This window comes from Flavobacterium ardleyense (assembly GCF_042686085.1).
Taxonomy (GTDB): Bacteria; Bacteroidota; Bacteroidia; order Flavobacteriales; family Flavobacteriaceae; genus Flavobacterium; species Flavobacterium ardleyense.
In genome coordinates this window covers 36804-58923 of the sequence record NZ_JBHUOL010000018.1, presented here as the reverse complement: position 1 = coordinate 58923, position 22120 = coordinate 36804, and the positions used below count along the sequence as shown (strand labels likewise).

Below are 22120 nucleotides of genomic sequence, written 5' to 3'. Positions count from 1 at the left end.
ACTCATCAGTAATTTTAGTTATTTGAATTAATCTTTCTTTTCAACTAATTACAATTGATTAGATTGTTGTAGTGTGATTAATTATCCAGATAATCCGTATCAAAATTGTTTAGAAGAAATATTTGTAAGCCTGTAGTCCGTTCTAATTCGCGTATCATTCTATCTTTTTCAATTATACTATTTGGATAAGGTTCAATTGTAATGAATGCGGCTGTTCCTTGAACTGTAATCTTTTTGATAACAGGTGCGTTTTTTGACTGAACAAAAACTGTACCTGCTTGTTCATAAATGGCCGTTTGAAATTTCGCACTTGAACTAAACTTATCATAATTCAGTGCTAGTGGAAGTATGGTTGCCGCACCTAAAAGGACTACTATAATTGAACCCTTATAAAACCATTTACGATTTCTCTTGTGCTTCAAACCCAATAGAAAAAAGACAAGAATAGCTGAAAAAGCAACTGCTAATAAGTTAGTAACAAACATTAGAATACTTCCGCCTGCCAATATATAGTGCCCTTGCTCTAACATTAAACCACAAGCACATATTGGCGTTACTAGTGCTACAGCTATACCAACGCCAGCTAAAACTGTAGAGTATTCACTTCTATAGTACCCATAAGAACCTGCAGCACCCGCAAATAAAGCGATACCAAGGTCACGTAAGTCAGGTGCAGTTCTGATTAAAATCTGTTCATTAGGTGTTAAGTCTGGGAGGGTGAGACCGATGAGATAAGATACAATAATTGAGCAAATTGTGCCTATTATAATTATGCCCACCATTCTGAATGATTGTATGCGCCATCCCAAAGCAATTGCACCACCTAAAGCTACAATTGGCTGACCCAAAGGTGCAATTATCATTGCTCCAATTATTGTAGCTGTGGAATTTTCTGAAAGTCCGAGCGAAGCAATTCCAACACTTAAGAAAAGCATCAAAGCGAATGAACTTTGCCAATCTTTTTTGTAATGAAAAAAAAGCTTGTTAAAAACATATTTTCTTTCTTCGAATGGAATATCTTGAGAAAAGAAGTTGTTTTCTACAAATTTGTCAGTTTCATTTGGATCAATTTTCATATACTTTTAAACATTATATATTAACTTATTTATATAATTCATAAATAGCATAACTTTCAAATTGATTATGTACAAATGGTTTACTCTTCAAATATACTTATAATTACACTTCACTAGTAAAGAAAACATTTCTATTATTAAAAAAATCCCAAATACAATAATTTGCATTTGGGATTTATAATGAATTTTGAAATTATTTATTTTACTTATTCAGTAGGAGTGATGTCGTCATTAGGGAAAATTGATTTCGATTCTTCTACTTTGTCATTTCCTTTTAAGTACGTTGGTAAATTTAAACCAGCCATATTAAACAAGTCGTTTAATGGTGGAACAGTTTTCATCATTCCTGAAACGAAGTTAGCAGTCGAGCCGTTTCCATCTGCGTTATTTCCTGAATCCCAAACGGTAATTTTATCAATTTTGATGTTTTTAACTGCTTCAACTTGAGTTTTAACCAATTCTGGTAATTTTTCAATTAACAACAGTTGGAATGCTTTTGTAGGATCTCCACCTGCAGCATTTACCACCTCACGATATCCCGCAGCTTGTTTGGTTAGTATTTCATATAAACCTTTTGCTTCTGCTTCCATTTTTGCAAAGATTGCATCAGCTTCTCCTTTTGCTAACTCTCTTGTTTTTTCGGCTTCAGCTTGTGCATCAATAATTGCTTTTTGTTTCGCAATTTCTGCCGGAATTACAATATTAGCATTTTGTGTAGAACGTTCTCTTTCCGCACGCGCTTGTTCTGCTTTTTGTTCCGCTACATAAGATTCTTCTAACGCTTTTGCACTTTGTACTTTCTCAGATGCTAAAGCTAAACGCAATGCTTCTGCCTCACGCTCTCTTCTTGTTGCTTCTGACTGTGCAATAGCTATGCGCGCCTCATTTTCCCCTTGAATAGCAATTGCATTTGCTTCCGAAGTTTTAACACGCGTATCTCTTAAAGCCTCAGCTTTACCAATACTTTCATCTTTAAAAGCAGCAGCAATACTAACTTCTCTATCTTTATTAGTAATCGCAATTTTTACGTCACGATCTCTATGTGTTTCTGCAATTTGAACGTCTTTTTCACGATCAGCCATTGCTTTTCCAGTTTCTCCAATTTTTTCTTGTTCTGCTACCGAAATTTTAGCTTCGTTAATTGCTTTTGCAGCAGCTTCTTTTCCTAAAGCTTCAATATAACCTGACTCATCCTTAATATCGGTAACGTTAACGTTAATCAACTTCAAACCAATTTTCTTTAATTCTGAATCTACGTTTTTAGAGATATTTTCTAGAAATTTATCTCTATCGGAGTTAATTTCTTCAATAGTCATCGTTGCTACAACTAAACGCAATTGTCCAAAAAGAATATCTTTAGCCAATTCCTGAATTTGATCTGGCGAAAGTCCTAACAAACGCTCTGCAGCTGTATTCATACTATCACTTTCTGTAGAAATTGCAATTGTAAAACGACAAGGTACATCGACACGAATGTTTTGGCGCGAAAGTGCATTCATTAAGTTAGCCTCAATAGAAATCGGTTTTAAATCTAAAAACTGATAGTCTTGAATAACAGGCCAAATAAACGCTCCACCACCGTGAACACATTTTGCAGAAGTACCGCCTGTACGACCATATATTACTAAGATTTTATCCGAAGGACATCTTTTGTAACGCGAAATTAAGGTCACAAGAGTTACGAAAACCACAACTGCGGCTACAACAATAATAATTAATTCAAACATAGTGGGTATAATAAAAGGATTAAAGTTTTTCTACAATAAGGATGTTATTTTCAACAGCAATTACTTTGATAACATTTCCAGAAGTTATTTTTTCTAAGCTTAAAGTCATTGCGTCTAACTCGTGAAAACTACCATTGACACTGATTTGCACTTTCCCTTTTCCTGATTTGTTTGCAGGAATTGACAAATATACATCTGCCGTTTTATGGATCGTATTTTCAATTCTAAAGCTGTTATCCTCAGATAGTTTAAGTATTTGTTTTATTAAAATGAAAAACAAAGCTACAAAAACCACTCCTACTGCGATGGACAAAACAATCAAAATGGTTTTGTTCTCAAATCGTTCATAAAAAGAAATTCCAGTCCAGCTAAATCCAAGTAAGAAGTTGATCAAATTACGTAAGGTAAAAACTTCAAAAGGCATTTCACCTCCGTCACTTCCATCTGAATCAATATCCGATTCGCTACCACTTAAACCAATAAAAGTTGTGATAGTTTGCAAGCTAAAGAATATGCTGACCGGTATCGCAATGTACCAAAATGCCTTAAGCAACGGATCGTAGTTTTCTAGAAAGTTCATGATTATTGGTTAGTTTTCATACAATTATACGTTTACTTTTACAAAAAGTTACAAAATAATATAGAAATTTTAACATAATAAGGAATTTAGATTTAATACTATATTCTTATTTTCTGATAGTTGCTATAAAGTTTTTAATCGTAGCCATGGAATTCGATGCAATGAATTTTATGAAAGCACTTCCGATTATAGCTCCGTTTTGATGTTTTGTAGCTTCTAAAAATGTTTGATTGTCTTTAATTCCAAAACCAACGATTTGTGGATTTTTCAAATTTAAAGCTGCAATTCGCTTGAAATAATCCATTTGCTCTGCACCGAAACCCGATTGGCTTCCTGTAACAGCGGCTGAACTCACCATATAAATAAAACTATCCGAAATTTTGTCAATTTGTTGAATACGTTCATTAGTAGTTTGTGGAGTAATTAAGAAAATGTTTTTCAAACCATATTTTTCAAAAATAGATTTGTATTCCGTTTCATAAACGTGCAAAGGTAAATCGGGAATGATTAAACCATCGATACCCACTTCCACACCTTTCTGACAAAATTTTTCGATTCCAAATTGCATCATCGGATTAAAATAACCCATAATTAATAAAGGAATTTTTACATTTTCACGAATGTTTGCCAATTGCTCAAATAGGAGTGAAGTGGTCATTCCGTTTTCAATTGCCTTAGTTGAACTTTCCTGAATCGTAGGCCCATCAGCCAACGGATCAGAAAAAGGTAAACCAATCTCAATCATATCTACACCATTTTTTTCCAATTCTTCAATGATCGAAACCGTATCGTTTAAGTTCGGAAATCCTGCTGTAAAGTAAATTGAAAGCAGTTTTTTGTTTTCTTGGAGTTTTGTGTTTATTCTGTTCATTTTTATTTTTTTTGACCACAAAGGCACAAAGTTTTTTTTCACTAAGAGCACTAAGTTTTTATAATTTATTTTACTATTATTTCAATTTATATAAGACAAAAATAATTGGTGAACTTCGTGCCTTCTTTGTGTACTTAGCGGTTATTCTTTTAAAATTTAAAATAGTCAATGTAAGTATTCAAATCTTTATCGCCTCTTCCTGATAAGTTAATTACGACAATATCAGTTGGTTTGAATTTTTTTTGATCCAAAACGGCAAAAGCGTGAGCCGTTTCAATTGCCGGAATTATACCTTCCATTTTAGAAAGTGCTAAGCCAGATTCCATTGCGTCAGCGTCAGTAATTGCAATAAATTCGGCTCTTTTTGTATCGTGAAGATGTGCGTGAAGTGGCCCAACACCCGGATAATCTAATCCAGCCGAAATAGAATAAGGTTCAGTTATTTGTCCGTCTTCGGTTTGCATTAATAAGGTTTTGCTTCCGTGAATAATACCGATTTTACCCAAAACCGAAGTTGCTGCACTTTCACCCGAATTTACTCCGTGACCAGCTGCTTCAACCGCAATTAATTTAACTGATTCTTCGTCTAAAAATTCGTAAAAAGCTCCGGCTGCATTACTTCCGCCACCAACACAAGCGATTACATAATCCGGATTTTCTTTGCCTTCTTGTGCTAGTAATTGGGTTTTAATTTCCTTCGAAATCACACTTTGAAATCGGGCAACCATATCTGGATAAGGATGTGGACCAACCACAGAACCAATAATATAAAAAGTGTCAACCGGATTATTAATCCAATCTCTAATGGCTTCATTAGTAGCATCTTTTAAGGTTTTTGAACCCGAAGTAGCTGGGATAACTTCAGCACCAAGCATTTTCATTCGTGCTACATTTGGCGCTTGTCTTTCAATATCCACTTCGCCCATATAAACGATACATTGCAAACCCATTAAAGCACAAACCGTAGCCGTTGCAACGCCGTGTTGACCCGCTCCAGTTTCTGCTATAATTCTAGTTTTACCTAGTTTTTTGGCTACTAAAATTTGTCCGATCGTATTGTTGATTTTATGAGCTCCAGTGTGACATAAATCTTCGCGTTTTAAATAGATTTTTGTATTGTATTTTTCTGATAATCTTTTAGCAAAATAAAGGGGCGTTGGTCGTCCAACATATTGCTTCAATAATTCATCAAATTCTTCTTTAAAGCTTGGTTCTGACGTAATATCAAGGTAATTATTTTTTAATTCTTCAACATTTGGATATAACATTTCAGGAATAAAAGCACCTCCGAATTGTCCATAAAATCCATTTTCGTCTACATTAAATTTAGTTTTCATAAAGTGATTTTTTAAATTTTCTTAATTTGTTTTCATTTTTATAACCCGATTTTAGTTCAAATCGACTGTTGACATCAATAGCCACACAGTTTTTTCCTGCCTTTGTCTTTATAAATTGTTTTACTGCTTCTAGTTCGGTGCTTCCAATTCCACCGCTCAAGAAGTAAGGGATTTCATAGGAATAATTCTCCAAAATTTTCCAGTCAAATGTAATTCCGTTGCCGCCCGGAAGTTTTCCTTTGGTATCAAATAAAAAATAGTCGACATAAGGAATATATTGTTTTAATTTACTGAAATCAAACTGATTATTTATTGAAAAAGCTTTGATTATTTTAATATTTTGCTCTTGTAATTCTTCACAAATAGCTACAGATTCACTTCCGTGCAATTGAATTAGGTCCAAATCAAATTGATTTTTTCGAGCTATGATTTCGTTTATTTTTGCATCAACAAAAACGCCTACTTTCTTAATTTTAGAATCCAATTGAGGAATTTCCTCCGAATCAAATCTTCTTTTTGAGTTTTCCCAAAAAATAAATCCTAAATAATCAGGTTGAAGTTCGGCAATAGCTTCGATATTCTCGGAATATTTCATCCCACAAATTTTTAATTGCATGGGTTTCATAAAATTACTTTTTTTATAAAATCGGCTGTTGCTGCACCTGGATTTTTAGTTTTCATAAAATGCTCGCCCATTAAAAAACCTTTATACCCATATTTTTGCAATTCTTTTACGGCTTCTACCGAACTAATACCACTTTCCGAAATTTTCACAAAATCATCTGGAATTTTTGATGCCAATTGTTTGCTGTAATCTAAATTGACTTCGAATGTCTTTAAATTTCTATTGTTGACACCAATCATATCTAAACTCGGTAGTATCGATTTTTCTAATTCTTCTAAATTATGGACTTCAAGTAAGATTTCTAAACATAAACTTTGTCCAAATTCTGATAAATTCTTAATTTCTTCACGAGTTAGAACCGAAGCAATTAATAAAATTACATCGGCTCCGTGAGCTTTTGCTTCTAAAATTTGGTATTCGTCCACAATAAATTCTTTTCGCAAAAGTGGAATGTTTACAGCGGCTTTCGCCAGAAGTAAATCGTCTAAACTTCCACCAAAATACTTTCCGTCTGTTAATACTGAAATACCACAAACACCCGCATTTTGATACCCTATAACTACATCTTCGACTGAATGATTATTGTTGATGATATCTTTAGATGGTGAACGACGTTTGTGTTCTGCAATGATTCCAACTGGACTGTTTTTTATTAATTTACTCATTGAATAAGTACGCGAATTGAATAGGACAGAAGCTTCCAATTGAGAAACTGGAATGATACTTTTCTTAAGTTTAACCTCTCTTCTTTTATCAATAATAATTTTATCTAATATGTTCATGCTTAATAATATTAGTTGCTTAACTTAATTAGTTTATTTAAAGCTTCGAAACCTCTTCCGCTAGCTAAGCTTTCCTGTGCTTTTGCAAGAGCATCTTCGTAATTTGACTTTTCTACCGTTTGAATTGCAACGGCTGCATTGGCACAAACTACATTATTTTGTTCGGTAGATCCTTTCCCAGAAATGACCGTGTGAAAGATTTTCGCTGCTTCTTCAACAGTTGTTCCGCCTTTTATTTGTTCTAATTTGATACTTGGAAATTTAAAGTCGGAAGGTTTTAAAATCTGTTCGGTTGCGTTTGAAATTATTTTCACATCATCGGAAAGCGAGACTTCATCAAAACCATTTAATCCATATAAAATACTGTAATTGGTTGAAGTATTTTGGTACAAATACGCATACATTCTGGCTAATTCTAAACTGAAAACACCAACCATTTGATTTTTTGGAAAAGATGGATTTACCATCGGACCTAACATATTGAAAAAGGTTTTCACGCCTAGTTCTTTACGAATTGGTCCCACATTTTTCATGGCAGGATGGAAAAGAGGAGCGTGTAAAATGGCGATATTTGTTTGTTCTATGGATTTCTGAAGAAAATCGGCATCATTAGTAAATTTCACACCCATTTTCTCCATAACATTACTCGAGCCTGAAATTGAGGACACGCCGTAATTTCCATGCTTCGCTACTTTAATTCCTGCACCAGCTACAATAAATGACGCTAAAGTTGAAATATTGAAAGTGTCTTTTCCGTCGCCACCAGTTCCACATAAATCGACTGTGTTATAAGCTGAAAAATCAACTGGAATACACAATTCTAATAAGGCTTCTCTGAATCCTGCTAATTCTTCGATCGTAATGCTTCGCATCATATAAACGGTCATAAAAGACGCGATTTGACTTTGATTGTAATTTCCCGAAGAAATATTAACTAATACGTCTTTAGCCTCAACTTTGGAAAGTATTTCGTGATTGATTAATCTATTTAAGATGGTTTTCATTTTACATTATTTTATTGACTGAACACTAATTTCTTTATATGGTACACTAGTTCTTGAGCCAATTTTCTAAGATTTTTTTTCCAAAAGGAGTCAGTAAGCTTTCTGGATGATATTGCACACCGCGAACATCAAAACGAGCGTGTTTCATTGACATTATTTGTCCGTTCGCATCGGTTGAAGTGATTATTAATTCTTCTGGCAGATTTTCATTAGAAACGACCCATGAATGATAGCGTCCCACTTCAATTTCATCAGGTAAATCGTTGAAAATGAAATCGTCTTCGGTTTTCGAGACTTTAGTGGCAACTCCATGATACACTTTTTCTAAATTGGTTAATTGTCCGCCAAATACTTCGCCAATGGCTTGTAAACCCAAGCAAACTCCAAAGATACTTTTGGTTGAAGCGAATTTTTTAATCACATCTTTTAACAATCCAGCTTCGCTAGGAAGGCCGGGACCAGGAGAAAGTAAAATTTTATCGAACTTTTCTAATTCACTCAATTCGAATTCATCGTTTCTAAAAACGGTTACTTCGGCATTCAAATCTTCTAAATAATGCACCAAATTGTAGGTGAAACTATCGTAATTATCTATAACTGCTACTTTCATATGTTATGTATATTGTAAATTGTATTTTTATATTGAACTAAATTGTTTCTGCTAAATCTAGTGCTTTTTGCAACGCGCCAAGTTTATTGTAGACTTCTTGCATTTCGTTTTCTTCCGAAGAACTTTCCACAATTCCGGCTCCAGCTTGATAGTATAAGAAGTGATTTTTACTTAAAAAGCTTCGAATCATAATGGCGTGGTTGAAATTTCCTTCAAAGTCTAAAACTCCGATGGCACCTCCATAAAAACTCCGATTTGTTTTTTCTATTTGTTCAATTAATTGCATTGCTTTTATTTTCGGAGCTCCTGATAAAGTTCCTGCTGGAAATGTTTTAGCTACTAATTCCATGAAAGTATGATTTTGCTTTAATTTCCCAGTTACTTTTGAAACCAGATGAATTACGTGCGAGAAAAATTGGACTTGCTTATACTGTTCCACTTTTACTTCATTACAGCTTCTGCTTAAGTCATTTCGAGCCAAATCGACTAACATAACGTGTTCGCTATTTTCCTTTTCGTCTTGCACTAATTTCTTAGCTAATTCCGCATCTTGTTCGTCATTTCCTGTTCGCTTGAAGGTTCCTGCGATGGGATGAATTTCGGCGATATTGTTTTTAATCACCAATTGTGCTTCGGGCGAAGACCCAAATATTTTAAAATTCCCATAATCGAAATAAAACAAATAGGGTGAAGGGTTGATACTTCGTAAAGCACGATAAACATTGAATTCATCGCCTTTAAATTCTTGCGAAAACCTTCTTGATAAAACCAATTGAAAAACATCACCTAAATGACAGTGTTTTTTTGCTTTCGTAACATAATCTTTAAAATCATTATCTGTTAAATTTGACGTTGGATTACCTTTTTTCTTAAAGGAAAAAGAAGCGAAGTTTTTAGCTTGAAGCAATTGTTCAATTTCTAGGACATTACTTTTTCCGTCTAAATTGTGACAAAAGATATACGCTTCGTTTTTAAAATGATTTATTGCAATTACATTTTGGTAAACGGCATAATAAACTTCAGGAATTTCATTCTCTTTTGATTTTTTCGCAATTGAAATTTTTTCAAAATACTGAATCGCATCGTAAGCGATATAACCAAATAAACCTTGTGAAATAAACTTAAAATCAGATTTTTCTGTAATGAATTGGCTGGAGAACTCCTCAATAGCTTTGGCAACATTTACATTGGCATCAATTGGAGTAGTTTCCGAAAATCCATCTGGAAAATTAGTTTCTATTGCATTATTTTCGACTTTAATAGAAGCAATCGGATTGAAACAGATGTAAGAAAAACTGTTATCGTTGGCATGATAATCTGAACTTTCCAACAAAATACTATTCGGGAATTTATCACGAATTTTCAGGTAAACACTTACTGGAGTGATTGTGTCGGCAAGAATTTGCTTGTAATTGGTATGTAATTTATAAGTTTTCATTTGATTTTTTTGAGTTTAGGCAATAAAAAAAGGCTTGTCGTGAATGACAAGCCTTTTCTATGTATTTGAATTTTAAATTATACTATAGCAGGTTTCGCTCACGAGTTTCGACGTAAGTTAGACCACCACCAAGCATTATTTAAAAATGTTTTCATATCTCTAATTGAATTATGCAAATGTAACAAATAGTTTATTTAATATCCTAATAAATTAATATAAACTTGGAAATTTTGTTGGATTTGCCTCATTCATAATCGCATATACTTTCTCAAAGATGTCTTCTGCTGAAGGTTTACAAAAATAGTCACCATCCGTTCCGTAAGCTGGTCGGTGTGCTTTTGCAGCTAACGTTTGAGGTGCGCTATCTAAATGTTTATAAGCCGATTGATTTTCTATAACTTCTTGTAAAATATAGGCTGATGCTCCACCTGGAACGTCTTCGTCAATAACTAATAAACGATTAGTTTTAGCTACCGATTTTACAATATCATGATTGATATCAAAAGGTAATAACGATTGAATATCAATGATTTCAGCGCTAATTCCAACTGCTTCTAACTCATTTGCAGCTTGTTCCACTAAACGTAATGTTGACCCGTAAGAAACCAATGTAATGTCAGAACCTTGTTTGATGGTTTCAACCACCCCAATAGGGGTTTTAAATTCTCCTAAATTGGTAGGCATTTTCTCTTTCAAACGGTATCCGTTTAAGCATTCTACTACTAATGCAGGTTCGTCAGTTTCCAATAATGTGTTATAAAAACCAGCTGCTTTAGTCATATTTCTAGGGACTAAAACGTGAATTCCTCTAATCGCATTGATGATCATTCCCATTGGTGAACCCGAATGCCAAACACCTTCTAAACGATGACCACGCGTTCTAATAATTAACGGTGCTTTTTGACGACCAGCCGTTCTGTATTGTAAAGTCGCTAAATCATCACTCATAATTTGGATCGCATACAATAAGTAATCTAAATACTGGATTTCAGCAATTGGGCGTAAGCCTCTCATTGCCATTCCAATACCTTGACCTAAAATTGTAGCTTCACGAATTCCGACATCGGCAACACGTAATTCTCCATATTTTTCTTGCATTCCTTCTAAACCTTGGTTTACATCACCAATAGTTCCTGCATCTTCACCAAAAATTAAAGTTTCTGGATATTTTGCAAAAATAGCATCGAAGTTATCTCTTAATACTAAACGCGCATCTACATCTTCTGCAGTTTCGTCAAATGTTGGTAAAACTTCTTTTGTATTAAAAATCGTTTTATCTGATTCAGAAAATAAATGAGAGCTGAATTTAGGTTGAATTTTCGCGGTATAGTTCTCAATCCAAGTTGCTAATGTAGCACGAGAATTTTCTTTTACTATCATTCGCAATACTTTACGAGCAGCGATTAAAAGATCTTTACGAATTGGTTCTTTTATTGAAGAAATTTCATTTGCTATTTTCTCGATAAATACTTTATTGTCACTTTGTGAAGCAATTGTATTTAATAAGCCAACTAATTCTTGTTGTTCTGCCTTAACAGGCGAAGTGAAGTTAATCCAAGCCGTTTTTTTACCTTCTAAAACGTCTTTCTTAGCTTGGTTATCAATTGCGTCTAATTCTTCTTGCGTGGCAATATTATTTTCTAGCAACCAACTGTGCATTTTCGCTAAACAATCGAATTCAACTTCCCATGCTAATCGATCTGCGTTTTTATAACGCTCGTGACTTCCAGAAGTAGAGTGACCTTGTGGTTGTGTTAATTCTTGAACGTGAATTAAAACAGGAACATGTTCTTCTCTTGCAATTTGCGATGCTTTTTGATACGTATCCACTAAAGATGGATAATCCCAACCTTTAACTCTTAAAATTTCGTATCCCTTATTATCTTCATCACGTTGGAAACCTTTTAAAATTTCAGAAATATTTTCTTTGGTTGTTTGATGACGTGCGTGAACCGAAATTCCGTATTCGTCATCCCAAACGCTCATTACCATTGGCACTTGTAAAACACCAGCAGCATTAATTGTTTCGAAAAATAATCCTTCTGAAGTCGAAGCGTTTCCGATAGTTCCCCAAGCTACTTCATTTCCTTTGTCAGAAAAATTAGTTTGGTTGATACCTGCAACATTTCTATATATTTTTGAAGCTTGCGCCAATCCTAATAAACGCGGCATTTGCCCGCCAGTAGGAGAGATGTCAGAACTTGAGTTTTTTTGTTGTGTTAAGTTTTTCCAATTTCCGTTTTCATCTAACGAATGCGTTGCAAAGTGACCGCCCATTTGACGACCAGCACTCATTGGATCAAAATTAATATCAGTATGTCCGTATAAACCAGCGAAAAATTGTTCTATGTTCATAGCGCCAATAGCCATCATAAAGGTTTGGTCACGATAATATCCTGAACGGAAATCACCATTCTTAAACGCTTTTGCTAAGGCCAATTGAGGTACTTCTTTACCATCGCCAAAAATCCCGAATTTTGCTTTTCCAGTTAGAACTTCTTTTCTTCCTAATAAGCTACATTCTCTGCTGATTTTTGCAATTTTATAATCGTTAATAACTTCTTTTTTGAAATCTTCAAAAGATACTACTTCCGATGTGGCTACATTTTTCATAAACTATATATAAAATTGATAATTCCACAAATTTAATTAAAAGGAATTAGAAAACAATAAAGTCGTCTTTATTTTAAAGATTATTATCGTTTTATCAGTTGATTTCATTAAAAAATCATAATAATTTGATTTGTTAGGCGTATTTTAGTGCGAAATTCGTAAAAAAATTAACACTTTAACATCAAAGCCATTTTCTTGTAAAGAGTGATACTAATGTTTTAGGACTCAAGGTAACCACAAATCGAATTTTTTCGCGATAATTATTGCTGTTTAGTTCAAATCCGTTAGAAGAATAAACGGGTAAAAACAATTCGAAATAATCAGGAACTAAATTCAAATGCAAACCAGAATCGTATACAAATTTAGCGTTTGAGTATTTGTTTTTTAACATTCCTACATCGGTATAAATTTCAATCCAATTCCAGACATTAAAAGTTCCATTAATCGTTGTAATCCATTGATTTGCAAAGCGCGTATCTAATTTAGATTTAAAACCACCTTCACCATAAACATATTGTTGGCTGTAAATCCCAGTAGATTCACTTCGGCCTAAAAGACTGTAATCAAACATATAATCGTTTGGTCGATCTAATCCAAAATTGAAGAAATCAGAAGATGTGCTTCGATACATAAATGCTCCAGCGTATAATCTAAAACTGATTTGTCTGTTATTTTCAAATAGTTTTTTGTATTTTATTTCGGTTGATATTTTTCCAAAAGAACTAGCAATCTGTAAATCGTTTAGCAATGAGAAATGCTTAGTTATTTCTGATTGAAAATTTCCATATCTCGCATTAAAAACGTTATAATTTTCAGTTTTTACATCTGTAATAAACGGTGAACTATCCCGATTTACATAAACTTGGCGTAACTGAATAAGTTCACTTTTATTTTTTCTCAGATTTTCATCTCTAAATCTAAACTGAATATTTGGCGAGAAATTGGTGTAAAATGCATCTTTAGTGTAATGAAAGCGATTTCCTGATAAACTATATTTTATATTGAATAATTTACCCTTTTCGCGAATGTTATCTTCGACAGTTGCAGAAAATTTCCCCACGAACGTTCCAGTATTTGTGGAATACATCGGCGTAGCGCTAAAGGTGAAAGGCTTATTCAAAATAGAACGATTGTTGAGTTTTAAACCTAAAGCAACTCCATCGTATGCATTAAATTCAACTTCCGGCACATAGAAAATTTGATTGTAAAAAGGTTCTTCTAAATCTTTAAAAAAGTTAAATTTCAGAGGACGATTGTTGAAGAAAAAACCTTTTAATGATTTCCAGTTATTTTTTAAATTGTATTCTGGCACTTCATTATTATAATTTAATACGATTTTATCTGCTTCCAATCTTGGAATTACAAAAGTAGAATCAGTGGTGATGTTCGTTAACCAAATTTTATTAACTACTTCATCATTTTTTAATTGATACAATGAAATAGGCGCATTTGAGTTGGTTTTATTAATAACGTTAACCGTAATGGAATCCTTCGTTTTTTTAACTTTACCGAATTTATAATCAATTAAATCACGTGTTTCAACTACAGTTCTAAAAAACCAATTGATATCCTCCTTGGTATTTTTTTCTAGAATAGTTTCAAATTGACGTTGGTTTGATTCTAAATATTGATTTTCTTGAATAAATTCTTTAATACTAGAAAGTACTATGTCGTTTCCAAGATAACTATTCAGGTAATTCAGACTTAAACCAGCTCTGTATTTACTAGCGATTTGTTCATTGAATTTAATTAATCTGTTTTTTGTTTCGTTTAAAGGTTGGTCCAAATTTTTTCGAGCCATCAACATATACAAATAATTATATTGCTGATTAAAGGGAAGATTAATAAAATGGTATGATTTTAAAATTTTGAAGCTTGATAAATTTCCAGTCATAGTCATATCTGGATAATTCTCATCGATATATTGCATCATTAGAAACACCTGAATACCATCGTAAATCCACGCATCTTTCCTTGGGTTCAATTGTAGGTTTTCTTTTAAATAATTGTTTAAATAGGTTTTTAGAAACTTCAATTCAAACATAAATTCATCTGGAAAGGGACTTAAAAATCCGGGTAATTGATTTAAACCATAAAAAGGCTGTCGCTGATAATCTACTTGTGAAACTTGAATTTTCGAGGTTAAAGGATTGCCTAATTTGGAAGCCGTGAAGCGTGTAATTTTATCAATTAGGATTGCTTTTTGAATATCAGTCACTTTATTGTAATCTATGCCACAGCTAACTTCGATGATTTCATTTTTATAGCTAGCAAAACTATTTATTTGTTCTAAATGCAGTGTAACATCGTTTTTATTAGAGCCCTCTAAGAAATATAATTTTTTAGACTCAACATTTTCCATTTTTATTGCAGCTAAATTACTTGCGATGCTGTAATTATTAGAAATTTCAATTTCAATTTCAAAGTCGCTAAATGAATTAGGAATATCGTCTAAATTTTCATTGCTCTGTTCTACAAATTGCTTATTTTCAAAGCGCGCCGGATTTAAAAACCAATTTTTTAGTATAAAATTCCCGTTGGATTCAAAACCATATCTGGTGAATTTTGCATTTGGGACTTTTATAATATAAAGCAATTGAATTGTATCTTTTGAACACGGTGGAAGAGGAGTGTTTAATGTAATTTTTACTAAGTCTACTTTGTTTAGGGGGCGTTCCCAATTTAGATTGTTAAAATCAGTATCTACGATTGACTTAATAGTTGTATTCCCTCTGTCTTCATCTTTTGCTAAATGGAAAGCTCTTGAAAATTCGTCGGAAAATCTTTTTGCTAAGGCTGATGATTTAGAAGAATAAGCATTATTCCAATCGTTTAAAACCAGTTGCTTAATCGTATCATTTGAGATATTATTGTAGACTAAAGTATGTTTTATATATAGTAACTTCTGATCTACATCTACTTTTACATTCATTTTTGAAGAATGTTGTGCAGCTACAGACAGAGTAAATAAGGAGAAAAGTAGGTGGGAAATTTTAAGTTTCAATGATGAATTTTTGAATAAGATTACTTTACTGATGAAATGGTTGCGTCTGGAAATACTAATTTATAAAAATACATAAATATAATCCTACTAATTCTTAATTTCTGATTAATATTAACACAATAATAATTTAAATATCCTATAAAACGCATTTTATAGTGTTATATTTGATAAAACTTAATATTATGCCCCTAAAATTACTTTTTAACCTAATTATTTTATTGGGTTTTTCCGCCACTGCACAAGTAGTTATCAACGAAATAGATGCAGATACTCCAAGTAGTGATGAATTAGAATTTGTAGAATTAAAATCTAGTACCCCTAATTTTCCATTAGATGGTTATGTGCTAGTTTTCTTTAATGAAACGAACTCGTCGAGCTACTTTACGATAGATCTAGATGGTTATACAACGGATGTTAATGGAATTGCATTATTTGGAAATAGTCTAGTTTCTCCTTCTCCGATGGGGATTTTTTCAAATTCATCAATTCAAAACGGTCCTGATGTTGTGGCGCTGTATTTAGGTAATGCCTCTGATTTCCCTTATACAACTTATCCTTCAGCATCTGGGACATTAGCGACAACAAATAATTTAATTGACGCTGTTGCTTATAAAACCGTTAATTCACATTTAAATCCCGTAAATTTAATGTCTATTTTGGGATTAACTTACTGCATTAACGAAAATCTATACGGTCTTAATACTTCTCATTCTATTCAAAGAAAAAATGATGGAACATATGAAGTAAAATTACCTACACCCGGCGTCAATAACGATGGAAGCGGTACTGTTTTAAATTATATTACCGTTTCAACTTCTCAAACTAGTTACATTGAAGGTGAGAGTTTTAATATTGTCTTTACTACTAGCCAACCTGTTACTGGTTCAAATTTAGTTTTTAACTTTACTTTAGATAACGGAAATTTTATGGTTAATGATTTTTCTGGAACAAATTTAACAGTAATGATTCCAGTGGGTTCATCAACTGCTCAAAATACAGTTTATTTATTTGATGATATAACAGATGAAGGTGACGAAGAAATGTTAATAAAGGTTCAAACGCTACCAGCAGGTTATGTTGCAAATAATAATAATATAATTATAAGAATTTATGATAACGATTTTGTCGTTCAAAGCTATGGAACTCCATTAAATCCTACTTATGGATTAGTTACACCAACAATTCCAGCTGGATATTATTCTTCGTTAGAAGGTCTGGCAGGAAACTCATTAAAGCAGGCACTTCAAGATATTATTGCAAATCCAGCAGTTGTTCGTGCTCACAGTTATGGCGATATTTGGGAAATTTTAAAACAAGCAGATCAAAATCCGGCTAATAGTAATGAGGTTTGGATGCATTATGTAGAAGCTCCACGGGCTAAATTAGATCAACAAGTAGGTAATAGTGGAATAGGAAAATGGGTGAGAGAACATGTGTTTGCTCAGTCTAGAGGTGGATTTTCTGGTGGAACATCGTCCACTGCAGACGGAATTAATGTGTGGTTAACAACTAATGCTAATGATATTGCTTCGGCTCATGCGGATGCACATCATCTTCATGCGGAAGATGGACAAGAGAATATTTTAAAAAGTAATAAGGATTTTGGTTTAGATTATAATGGTCCAGTTGGCACGCAAGGAAAGTGGAGAGGCGATGTTGCAAGAGCACTGTTTTATATGGCTGTTAGATATAATGGTTTAACGCTTGTTGATGGAAATCCTTCAGATGCTTCTGGAAATAAAATTATGGGTGACTTAGCTTCTCTATTAACATGGAACGTAACTGATGCTAGAGATGATTTTGAAATGAATCGTAATAACTATATTTATACGTGGCAAATGAATCGTAATCCTTTTGTGGATTATCCGAATTTAGCTGATTATATTTATGGAGCTAGTTTTGGTCAACAATGGTTTTCTACTTTATCCACGCCTTCACCAATTGAAAACAGCGTTTTAGTTTATCCAAATCCAACTACAGATTATATTACAGTGTCAGGCTTGGAAGGAAAATCGAAAGTCGAAATTTATACGATTACTGGACAATTACTTCAAGAAACTACTTTTGATTCTGAAATTAGATTAAATATTGATTTAAATTCAGGATTATATTTAGTAAAAGTATCAGCTAACAATCAAACGATTACTAAAAAAATCGTAGTAAAATAGGCTTTTTTTAATGTTTGAAGGGAAGTTAATATCATAAAGTAAATCTCTTTTGGCATCCTTCTTGAATACTACTTGATTAATAATTATTAAAATAAAAAATTATGAAGTCAAATAGTAAAATGACAATATTTATTGGAGCTTTAGTTTTAGTTTTTATGTTGGTAGTGCCAACTGATGCGTTTTCACAAGGACCGCCACCATGGGCAAAAGGGCATTCTTACAAGACTAAAACAAGATATGTATATTTCCCAGATGAAAATATGTATTATGATATGCAACGAAAATCGTATATCTATGCTTCAAATAATAAGTGGGAGGTAAGGTCTCAAGTTCCTTCAGTGCATGTTGGGATTAACTTAGGGAAAAGTACGCAGATTGAACTAGACTTTAATGGTAATGCACCGCAAAGATATAATACTTCGCACAGAACAGTTTACAAGACTAAAGTAGTTTACGTAGATCGTTATCATGATAAAGATCATCATAAACACTATCATAAGCATCATAAGAAACAATATAAAAAACAACAAAAAAGAAGAAAAGAGCATTACAAAAAGCATCATAAAAACAGATATGATCATGATTGTGATTAACGATAAACAAAAAAGTCAGATTTTAAAATCTGACTTTTTTTATTCTTTAGAAGTTTGGAGATAAGTTGTATTTCTTATAGAATGTATCTAAAGCTTCAACTACTTCATCCGCAGTATCAACTACTTTTATCAAGTTCATATCTTCTGGACTTGCGTTTTTCATTTTGTCAATCATCACAGTCCTAATCCAATCTAATAATCCTGACCAGAATTCTGATCCTACTAGTATAATTGGGAATTTACCAATTTTCTTAGTCTGAATTAAAGTTACAGCTTCAAATAATTCGTCTAACGTTCCAAATCCTCCTGGCATTACAACGAAACCTTGTGAATATTTTACAAACATTACTTTTCTTACGAAGAAGTAATCAAAATTCAAGTTTTTATCTTTATCAATATACGGATTAAAGTGCTGTTCGAAAGGCAATTCGATATTTAAACCTACAGAAGTTCCTCCACCAAAATGAGCTCCTTTGTTTCCTGCTTCCATAATTCCAGGACCACCACCAGTAATTACACCATAACCAGCTTTACTAATTTTATAAGCAATTTTTTCCGCTAATAAATAGTATTTATCTTCAGGTTGAGTTCTTGCAGAACCAAAAACGGTTACACTCGGGCCAATTCTTCCCATAGCTTCGTATCCGTTTACGAATTCGGACATGATTTTAAAAATTGCCCAAGAATCGTTAGTTCTTATTTCATTCCAAGTTTTTTGTTTTAATCTTTCTTGAAGTTCTAAGTCTTCATTTTGTAATTGATTTTCTGCCATAACAATTTTAGTTAATTTGTAGCTAAACAAATTATAAGTTAAACAATAAATTTAAGGAGTGTTGTTGTTGCAAAGTAGTTGAACCGCTAAGATAACTCTTTTTTCAGAAATTGTGCGGTGTAACTCTTTTTGTTTTTTATCAATTCCTCTGGCGTTCCTTTTGCTACCACTTCGCCACCGCCTTTTCCACCCTCATAACCAATATCAATTATATAGTCTGAAAGTTTGACAACGTCAAGATTATGCTCGATGATTAAAACCGTATTTCCTTTGTCAACAATTACATTAATTACGTCCATCAACACCCGAATATCTTCAAAATGAAGTCCGGTTGTAGGTTCGTCTAAAATATAAAAAGTATTTCCAGTATCTTTTTTAGATAACTCTGTTGCCAATTTAATACGCTGTGCTTCACCACCTGAAAGTGTTGTACTTTGCTGACCTAAAGTGATATAACCCAATCCAACATCTTGAATTGTTTTAACTTTTCTATAAATCTTAGGAATCATTACAAAGAAATCAACTGCTTCATCAATAGTCATATTCAATACATCAGAAATTGATTTTCCTTTGTATCTGATTTCCAAAGTTTCTCTATTGAAACGTTTTCCCATACAGGTTTCGCATTCCACATAAACATCAGGTAAAAAACTCATTTCAATAGTTCTAACGCCCGAACCTTCGCAGGTTTCACATCTTCCGCCTTTCACATTAAAACTAAATCTTCCGGGTTTATAACCACGAATCATCGCTTCTGGAACCATTGTAAACAAACTTCTAATTTCCGAAAATACTTCGGTATAAGTTGCTGGATTACTTCTTGGGGTTCTTCCAATCGGACTCTGATCGATTTCGATAACCTTATCAATATGTTCTAAACCTTCAATTTTTTTGTAAGGTTGTGGTTTTTTTACACCATTGAAAAAATGGGCGTTTAAAATAGGGTAGAGCGTTCCATTAATTAAAGTCGATTTTCCACTTCCTGAAACTCCTGTTACACAAACCAATTTTCCTAAAGGAATTTCGATTGTTACATTTTTTAAATTATTTCCCGTTGCTCCTGATAATTTGATTGATTTTCCATTTCCAGCTCTTCTTTCTTTCGGAATTTCCAATTTCATTTTACCATTAAGATATTGAGCAGTAATTGTATCTTGTTCCAATAATTCTTTGGGCGTTCCACAACTAATAATTTCACCACCAAATCGTCCAGCTTTTGGACCGATATCAATCACATAATCAGCACTTTCAATCATATCTTTATCGTGTTCCACCACAATAACGGAATTTCCAATATCGCGTAAACTTTCTAAGGATTTAATCAAACGTTCGTTGTCTCTCTGGTGCAAACCAATACTTGGTTCATCTAAAATATAAAGAACACCAACCAATTGTGATCCAATTTGAGTGGCTAATCTAATACGTTGTGCTTCACCACCAGAAAGTGATTTTGAACTTCGGTTTAAGGATAAATAATTTAAACCAACATCCAATAAAAACTGAACTCTTGTCGAAATTTCTTTGATAACTTCAACAGCAATAACTTGTTGTTTATCAGTGATATGATTGTGTAAATCTGCAAACCATTCTGATAATTCAGTGATGTCCATTTGAACTAATTCACCAATATTTTTACCATTTAATTTGAAATATAACGACTCTTTTCTTAAACGTGTTCCGTGGCAATCTGAACAATCGTTTTCGTCCATAAATTCCTTTGCCCAACGTTTGATGCTTGCTGAATCAGAATTATCAAATTGGTTTTTGATGAAATTTGAAATTCCTTCAAAATCGATTTTATAGTCTTTAGTAATTCCCATAACCTTTGAAATTACTGAGAATTTTTCATTACCACCTTTCAAAATCATTTCCATTGCGTCTTGAGGAATATCTTCAATTGCATCCGTAATTTTGAAATCATATTTTTGAGCAATAATCTCTAATTGCTTGAAAATCCAAGTATTTTTATAATCGCCCAAAGGAGCAAAACCACCATTTTTAATGGATAATTTAGGATTTGGGATGATTTTATGAATGTTAATTTCATTCACCGTTCCTAATCCATTACAAGCCGGACAAGCACCTTTTGGCGAGTTGAACGAGAAGTTATTTGGTTCCGGATTTGGATAAGAAATTCCAGAAGACGGACACATTAAATTACGACTGTAGAAACGAACTTCCTGACTTTCTTGTTCGATAACCATCATTACGTCATCACCGTGATACATTGCAGTTTTGATACTTTCCGATAAACGTTTGTCTGTATCTTCTTGCAAATCAATTTCCATTCGGTCGATTACAATTTCGATTTCGTGTGTCTTATAACGATCGACTTTCATTCCAAATTCTAAATCCTTAATCTTTCCATCGACACGAACTTTCAAGAAGCCTTGTTTAGCAATTTGTTCGAATAATTCACGATAATGTCCTTTACGCGAGCGAATTACAGGTGCTAAAATATTAATGCGTTTTCCGTCGAAATCTTGTAGAATAAGCGATTTAATTTGCTCATCCGAATAAGAAACCATTTTTTCGCCCGAATTATAGCTGTAAGCATCTGAAGCTCTTGCATATAAAAGACGAAGGAAATCGTAAATTTCAGTAATAGTTCCTACAGTAGAACGAGGCGATTTGCTTGTGGTTTTTTGCTCAATTGCAATTACAGGCGAAAGTCCGTCAATTTTATCTACATCAGGACGTTCTAAACCTCCTAAAAATTGGCGTGCATAAGCAGAAAAGGTTTCAATATAACGACGTTGTCCTTCGGCATAAATGGTATCAAAAGCCAAGGACGATTTTCCCGACCCTGATAAACCCGTAATAACAACGAGTTTTTCACGCGGAATGCTTACGTCTATATTTTTAAGATTGTGAACGCGAGCTCCAATAATTTCGATAGTATCTTCAGTGTGTTGCATAA

Annotated in this window: 16 protein-coding genes; 2 read left to right on the top strand and 14 right to left on the bottom strand. The window is 33.2% G+C overall.

What is annotated here, in order from left to right; all coding sequences use genetic code 11:
• Positions 1-77 precede the first annotated feature (77 nt).
• From ACFSX9_RS10075 to ACFSX9_RS10020, 12 genes are all read right to left on the bottom strand, one after another.
• A complete protein-coding gene (locus tag ACFSX9_RS10075; protein WP_379807263.1) occupies positions 78-1076 on the bottom strand; it encodes a DUF389 domain-containing protein in 999 nt (332 codons plus the stop codon).
• A gap of 206 nt (positions 1077-1282) precedes the next feature.
• Positions 1283-2803: a flotillin family protein gene (locus tag ACFSX9_RS10070; RefSeq protein ID WP_379807261.1), complete on the bottom strand. Its 1521-nt coding sequence runs from the start codon at positions 2801-2803 to the stop codon at positions 1283-1285.
• A 19-nt stretch (positions 2804-2822) separates the two neighbouring features.
• On the bottom strand, positions 2823-3383 hold the full coding sequence (locus ACFSX9_RS10065) for a serine protease (RefSeq protein WP_379807259.1): 561 nt from the start codon (positions 3381-3383) through the stop codon (positions 2823-2825).
• A 106-nt stretch (positions 3384-3489) separates the two neighbouring features.
• A complete protein-coding gene (trpA, locus tag ACFSX9_RS10060; RefSeq protein WP_379807257.1) occupies positions 3490-4254 on the bottom strand; it encodes a tryptophan synthase subunit alpha in 765 nt (254 codons plus the stop codon).
• 149 nt (positions 4255-4403) lie between these two features.
• Positions 4404-5591: a tryptophan synthase subunit beta gene (gene trpB, locus ACFSX9_RS10055; protein WP_379807255.1), complete on the bottom strand. Its 1188-nt coding sequence runs from the start codon at positions 5589-5591 to the stop codon at positions 4404-4406.
• A complete protein-coding gene (locus ACFSX9_RS10050; protein WP_379807253.1) occupies positions 5581-6186 on the bottom strand; it encodes a phosphoribosylanthranilate isomerase in 606 nt (201 codons plus the stop codon). The genes trpB and ACFSX9_RS10050 overlap by 11 nt, the downstream gene beginning before the upstream one ends.
• A 26-nt stretch (positions 6187-6212) precedes the next feature.
• A complete protein-coding gene (gene trpC / locus ACFSX9_RS10045) occupies positions 6213-6998 on the bottom strand; it encodes an indole-3-glycerol phosphate synthase TrpC (RefSeq protein ID WP_379807251.1) in 786 nt (261 codons plus the stop codon).
• A gap of 11 nt (positions 6999-7009) precedes the next feature.
• Positions 7010-8002 (bottom strand): anthranilate phosphoribosyltransferase, encoded by a 993-nt coding sequence (gene trpD / locus ACFSX9_RS10040; protein ID WP_379807249.1) that lies wholly within the window; start codon positions 8000-8002, stop codon positions 7010-7012.
• 46 nt (positions 8003-8048) lie between these two features.
• The gene (locus tag ACFSX9_RS10035; protein ID WP_379807247.1) at positions 8049-8612 is read right to left on the bottom strand and encodes an anthranilate synthase component II; all 564 of its coding nucleotides are present in this window, start codon (positions 8610-8612) and stop codon (positions 8049-8051) included.
• A 37-nt stretch (positions 8613-8649) separates the two neighbouring features.
• Positions 8650-10050: an anthranilate synthase component I family protein gene (locus tag ACFSX9_RS10030; protein ID WP_379807245.1), complete on the bottom strand. Its 1401-nt coding sequence runs from the start codon at positions 10048-10050 to the stop codon at positions 8650-8652.
• A gap of 210 nt (positions 10051-10260) precedes the next feature.
• The gene (locus ACFSX9_RS10025) at positions 10261-12663 is read right to left on the bottom strand and encodes an alpha-ketoacid dehydrogenase subunit alpha/beta (RefSeq protein ID WP_379807243.1); all 2403 of its coding nucleotides are present in this window, start codon (positions 12661-12663) and stop codon (positions 10261-10263) included.
• Between the two features lie 181 nt (positions 12664-12844).
• The gene (locus ACFSX9_RS10020) at positions 12845-15595 is read right to left on the bottom strand and encodes an aminopeptidase (protein WP_379807241.1); all 2751 of its coding nucleotides are present in this window, start codon (positions 15593-15595) and stop codon (positions 12845-12847) included.
• Positions 15596-15849: 254 nt separating this feature from the next.
• Between ACFSX9_RS10020 and ACFSX9_RS10015 the strand changes: the two genes are divergently transcribed.
• Together ACFSX9_RS10015 and ACFSX9_RS10010 are read left to right on the top strand one after the other, a co-directional pair.
• Entirely contained in the window at positions 15850-17835 is a 1986-nt protein-coding gene (locus tag ACFSX9_RS10015; RefSeq protein WP_379807239.1) for an endonuclease, read from the top strand.
• 101 nt (positions 17836-17936) lie between these two features.
• Entirely contained in the window at positions 17937-18428 is a 492-nt protein-coding gene (locus tag ACFSX9_RS10010; RefSeq protein ID WP_379807237.1) for a hypothetical protein, read from the top strand.
• Positions 18429-18474: 46 nt separating this feature from the next.
• Here the strand turns inward: ACFSX9_RS10010 and ACFSX9_RS10005 are convergent, their stop codons facing one another.
• On the bottom strand, positions 18475-19200 hold the full coding sequence (locus ACFSX9_RS10005) for an LOG family protein (protein ID WP_379807235.1): 726 nt from the start codon (positions 19198-19200) through the stop codon (positions 18475-18477).
• Positions 19201-19286: 86 nt separating this feature from the next.
• Positions 19287-22118, bottom strand: coding sequence for an excinuclease ABC subunit UvrA (gene uvrA, locus ACFSX9_RS10000; protein WP_379807233.1), 2832 nt, complete (start codon positions 22116-22118; stop codon positions 19287-19289).
• Between the last annotated feature and the right edge of the window lie 2 nt (positions 22119-22120).

What these genes read in the sequence shown, in the direction of transcription:
- ACFSX9_RS10075 (WP_379807263.1), bottom strand. Translation starts at nt 1,076, where the DNA reads ATGAAAATTGATCCAAATGAAACTGACAAATTTGTAGAAAACAACTTC.
- ACFSX9_RS10070 (WP_379807261.1), bottom strand. Translation starts at nt 2,803, where the DNA reads ATGTTTGAATTAATTATTATTGTTGTAGCCGCAGTTGTGGTTTTCGTA.
- ACFSX9_RS10065 (WP_379807259.1), bottom strand. Translation starts at nt 3,383, where the DNA reads ATGAACTTTCTAGAAAACTACGATCCGTTGCTTAAGGCATTTTGGTAC.
- trpA (WP_379807257.1), bottom strand. Translation starts at nt 4,254, where the DNA reads ATGAACAGAATAAACACAAAACTCCAAGAAAACAAAAAACTGCTTTCA.
- trpB (WP_379807255.1), bottom strand. Translation starts at nt 5,591, where the DNA reads ATGAAAACTAAATTTAATGTAGACGAAAATGGATTTTATGGACAATTC.
- ACFSX9_RS10050 (WP_379807253.1), bottom strand. Translation starts at nt 6,186, where the DNA reads ATGAAATATTCCGAGAATATCGAAGCTATTGCCGAACTTCAACCTGAT.
- trpC (WP_379807251.1), bottom strand. Translation starts at nt 6,998, where the DNA reads ATGAACATATTAGATAAAATTATTATTGATAAAAGAAGAGAGGTTAAA.
- trpD (WP_379807249.1), bottom strand. Translation starts at nt 8,002, where the DNA reads ATGAAAACCATCTTAAATAGATTAATCAATCACGAAATACTTTCCAAA.
- ACFSX9_RS10035 (WP_379807247.1), bottom strand. Translation starts at nt 8,612, where the DNA reads ATGAAAGTAGCAGTTATAGATAATTACGATAGTTTCACCTACAATTTG.
- ACFSX9_RS10030 (WP_379807245.1), bottom strand. Translation starts at nt 10,050, where the DNA reads ATGAAAACTTATAAATTACATACCAATTACAAGCAAATTCTTGCCGAC.
- ACFSX9_RS10025 (WP_379807243.1), bottom strand. Translation starts at nt 12,663, where the DNA reads ATGAAAAATGTAGCCACATCGGAAGTAGTATCTTTTGAAGATTTCAAA.
- ACFSX9_RS10020 (WP_379807241.1), bottom strand. Translation starts at nt 15,595, where the DNA reads ATGAATGTAAAAGTAGATGTAGATCAGAAGTTACTATATATAAAACAT.
- ACFSX9_RS10015 (WP_379807239.1), top strand. Translation starts at nt 15,850, where the DNA reads ATGCCCCTAAAATTACTTTTTAACCTAATTATTTTATTGGGTTTTTCC.
- ACFSX9_RS10010 (WP_379807237.1), top strand. Translation starts at nt 17,937, where the DNA reads ATGAAGTCAAATAGTAAAATGACAATATTTATTGGAGCTTTAGTTTTA.
- ACFSX9_RS10005 (WP_379807235.1), bottom strand. Translation starts at nt 19,200, where the DNA reads ATGGCAGAAAATCAATTACAAAATGAAGACTTAGAACTTCAAGAAAGA.
- uvrA (WP_379807233.1), bottom strand. Translation starts at nt 22,118, where the DNA reads ATGCAACACACTGAAGATACTATCGAAATTATTGGAGCTCGCGTTCAC.